Below are 3135 nucleotides of genomic sequence, written 5' to 3' on the forward strand. Positions count from 1 at the left end.
CGAATTTTTGTGGGAAACTTATCCCGACAAGTCGGTGGGCGATTTTTCGGCGGTGCGGAAAGTATTGGTAAGCGATCGGATTTTAGCGCAATTAGCCGATGGTTATGGATTCGATCGCTATCTCACTCTAGCGGCTTCAGCGGTGGGCGATCCTTCAGGGCGGGTATCGCGGCTGGCGGATGCGTTTGAAGCGGTACTCGCCGCACTGTATCTAACGACGAATAATCTGCAATTAGTCCGCCCTTGGCTAGATCCGCATTTTCAACAATTAGCCACCGAAATTCTCCAAGATCCCGCGCGTCAAAATTATAAGGATGCGCTCCAAGAATGGACGCAAGCGCATTATAAGGCGTTACCAGAATACCGCGTTTATGAAGATCCGCTCAAGCTCGACAGGTTTAAACGTTTTATTGCCGAAGTTTGGTTTCGCGATCGACAATTGGGCACGGGTACGGGACAATCTAAGAAAGCCGCCGAGCAAGCTGCGGCAAAGGTCGCTTTTACTCAAGTAATGGGGGATAGGGAATAGGGGATAGGGGATTTAGATCCCTGATTTTTGCTAAAATAATAGAGTATAGCTCGAATGTAATTAATTATGGAACGACGCTTGACCACACAGCAACTAGAGCTAATTGTTGGGGAAGTTGAGCGATTGGCAAATCGCCAACAAGACGAACTCGATCGATCGGAAGTCGAAAAAATTCTGCAAGAACTCAATCTCCCGCCGGAACTGTTAGATGAGGCGATGATTCAGGTGCAGCGGAAAGAGGCGTTAGCAAAACAGCGCAACCGCAATATCGGCATCGCGATCGGGGGAGTTACCGCATTAGTTATGCTAGTAGCTGGGACTAGTCTCTTTTTCCAAAATAAAGCCAGCACGATTGCCAAAATCAGTGTCAGCCAAGATCGCATTAGCTTCGTGCGCGATGGTGGTGAGAATTTAAATCCAGTGGCTAAAGGCGCGGAAATTGTCTATCGCGTCACGCTCAACGATGCGCCAGTCGGCGAAACATTAAATCTCACCTGCAATTGGCTCGATGTTGCTGGTAAAGTCGCCCACACCAATCGCTACGAGACTAAAAATATTACCACCCCAGTCTGGAATACCGCCTGTCGCTACCAGATCCCGCTAGATGCGTCTTCAGGCGCGTGGAAAGTAGAAATTCGCGCTGGAGATCGATCGCTCAAACAGATGCCCTTTGAGGTTAAATGAGATGGGAGACGAGGGAACTGGGAGACTGCGGCTCGCACCGATGCCTTTAAAAATCCCCTCCGAGGAGGGGATTTACATGCGGGGGATTGTTGCTCTAGGCTTTATGGGTAGATTTCAGTCAAGTAGTGCGCGATCGATCCATTTCGCTGGCATCCAATTGAATTTCGATCGATTGGTAGATATCTCGGTGTTGTTGTGTGTCGATCGACGGTGAAGAATTCTGTCAAATTGTCGCCGAGTATACCATAATACCTAAGAAGTCTCAGTTTGCACTGACCGATCGTCAATCCTGCGATAAAGTCAATAAAGCTTAAAGGAGAGGCGCAGGAAACGAGATCGGCAATCTAATATGAAAGAGCCGTGCGAACTAGTTTAAGATCGAAACTAGAGCGTGAATCTAAAAAATAAAGTTGTGGTTAAAATAGGCATCCTCGGACTGGGTACTGTCGGTACGGGTACAGTTCAAATTTTACAAGATCCAGTCGGCAGACATCACCTACTTCAGACTCTGGAAATTGCGCGAGTCGGAGTCAGATCGATCGACAAACAGCGCGATGTCGATTTACCATTAGCATTAGTGACGACAGATCTCGACTCGATCGTCACAGATCCCGAAATTGAAATTATCGTCGAAGTACTAGGTGGCATCGAACCCGCCCGCAGTCTGATTCTTAAAGCGATCGAACATGGCAAACACATCGTCACCGCCAATAAAGCCGTCATTGCCAAATTTGGCGACGAAATTTTTACCGCAGCCAATCGAGCGGGTGTCTATGTAATGCTAGAAGCGGCTGTCGGCGGGGGAATTCCCGTCATTCAACCCTTAAAACAGTCCCTGGGAGTCAACCGGATTCAACGCGTGACGGGGATTATTAACGGTACCACCAATTATATTCTCACCCGCATGACCGTCGAAGGTGGCGAATTTGATGATATCCTCGCCGATGCTAAAAATCTCGGCTATGCGGAGGCAGATCCGACCGCTGACGTGGATGGTTTGGATGCGGGGGATAAAATCGCAATTTTGGCATCACTCGCCTTTGGGGGCAGAATTAAGCGCGATGATGTGTCTTGTGAGGGGATTAGGAAAATTAGTGCGACAGATATCGCCTATGCAGATAAGCTCAATTTTGTCATTAAATTACTAGCGATCGCCGAACGGGTAGAAGATGGCGCGGTATCGGTGCGGGTACATCCGACGTTCGTGCCCAAAGATCGCCCCCTAGCGACAGTTAATGGCGTGTACAACGCGATTTTAATCGAAGGCGACCCCTTGGGACAAGTGATGTTATTCGGCCCCGGAGCGGGGGCTGGTGCGACAGCCTCAGCCATTGTTTCCGATCTATTGGCGATCGTCGGTGTCATCCAATCTAAACCCAGTCGCGAAGATGTGGTAAATTCGCCCAGTACGGCACTCCATCCGCTCTTGAGCTGTAGTCACGATGGCTACATTAGCATAGCTCCCCTAGCAAGTTTGCGGAGCAGTTTCTATGTCAGATTCTTGTGTATGGATGTGCCTGGTGTTATCGGTAAATTAGGAACTCGATTTGGGGCACATAATGTCAGTATTGAATCGATCGTCCAAACTGGCTTTCAAGGAGATCGCGCCGAAATCGTCGTGGTGACTCACGATGTCTCTGAAGGCGATTTTGAATCAGCACTAGCCGAAATTCGTAAGCTAGACTCGATCGCCAGTATTCCTAGTATTATTAGGGTTCTCTAGGTTTTAGGCTTTAGGTTTTAGGTTTTTCTACTCTCGTCTCCCCACACCTCCCACACAACCCACACCCCCCACACTCTGAACTCCCACCTCCCACCTCCCATCACCCATCTAAGAACTTGCAATTACTAGGCTTAACTTTCATGACTGTATTTATTGCGGAAATTGGTGACAAAAGCCAGTTAGCGGCAAAAGCGATAGG

4 protein-coding genes are annotated in these 3135 nt (G+C 48.7%); all 4 read left to right on the forward strand.

Going from position 1 to position 3135, the window contains the following annotated elements:
• The coding region (locus tag RMO79_RS15715; protein WP_310484119.1) for a putative dsRNA-binding protein at window positions 1-529 on the forward strand (529 nt) is incomplete at its 5' end.
• Between the two features lie 66 nt (window positions 530-595).
• Complete coding sequence (locus tag RMO79_RS15720) at window positions 596-1213, forward strand: DUF3859 domain-containing protein (RefSeq protein WP_310484120.1); 618 nt, start codon at window positions 596-598, stop codon at window positions 1211-1213.
• A gap of 1 nt (window position 1214) precedes the next feature.
• Window positions 1215-1427, forward strand: coding sequence for a hypothetical protein (locus RMO79_RS15725; RefSeq protein ID WP_310484121.1), 213 nt, complete (start codon window positions 1215-1217; stop codon window positions 1425-1427).
• Window positions 1428-1604: 177 nt separating this feature from the next.
• Window positions 1605-2936, forward strand: a complete 1332-nt coding sequence (locus tag RMO79_RS15730; protein ID WP_310484122.1) for a homoserine dehydrogenase — start codon at window positions 1605-1607, stop codon at window positions 2934-2936.
• Window positions 2937-3135 lie beyond the last annotated feature (199 nt).

This window comes from Chamaesiphon sp. VAR_48_metabat_403 (assembly GCF_031422475.1).
GTDB lineage: Bacteria > Cyanobacteriota > Cyanobacteriia > Cyanobacteriales > Chamaesiphonaceae > Chamaesiphon.

Coding starts and splice junctions, on each gene's coding strand:
- RMO79_RS15725 (WP_310484121.1), top strand. CDS start 1,215: ATGGGAGACGAGGGAACTGGGAGACTGCGGCTCGCACCGATGCCTTTA.
- RMO79_RS15720 (WP_310484120.1), top strand. CDS start 596: ATGGAACGACGCTTGACCACACAGCAACTAGAGCTAATTGTTGGGGAA.